Raw genomic sequence first — 428 nt, forward strand, 5'->3', positions numbered from 1 at the left:
CTGCTGCTCGAACGCCTGGACAGCGGCGAAATCGCCTTCGACCGGCTGGTGATCGAATGCACCGGGCTGGCCGATCCAGCGCCTGTGGCGCAAACCTTTTTCATCGACGAAGAATTGCGTGAGCGCTATCTGCTCGACGGCATCATCACATTGGTCGACGCCGCCCACGCCGACCTGCACTTGACCCAGACCATTGCCCAGGCGCAGATCGGTTTTGCCGACCGCTTGCTGGTCAGCAAGACTGATCTGGTGGATGAGCCGACGTTCAATGCACTGAGCGAACGCCTGACGCGGATCAACCGCCGTGCGCCGATCCGCGTGGTCGAGCACGGCAACATCGATCTGGCGCAACTGCTTGATGTGCGGGGTTTCAACCTCAATGCCGATCTGGGTGGCGGGGTCAGTCTGCGTCCGGTGAGCAAGGCGCC

General features: G+C 62.1%; 1 protein-coding gene. It reads left to right on the plus strand.

The window, feature by feature from the left end:
* Positions 1-428: GTP-binding protein (locus F6X68_RS33260; protein ID WP_305069305.1), on the plus strand; the 428-nt coding region annotated here is incomplete at both ends.

The organism is Micromonospora sp. AMSO12t (assembly GCF_008806585.1).
GTDB classification, from domain to species: domain Bacteria; phylum Actinomycetota; class Actinomycetes; order Mycobacteriales; family Micromonosporaceae; genus Micromonospora; species Micromonospora reichwaldensis.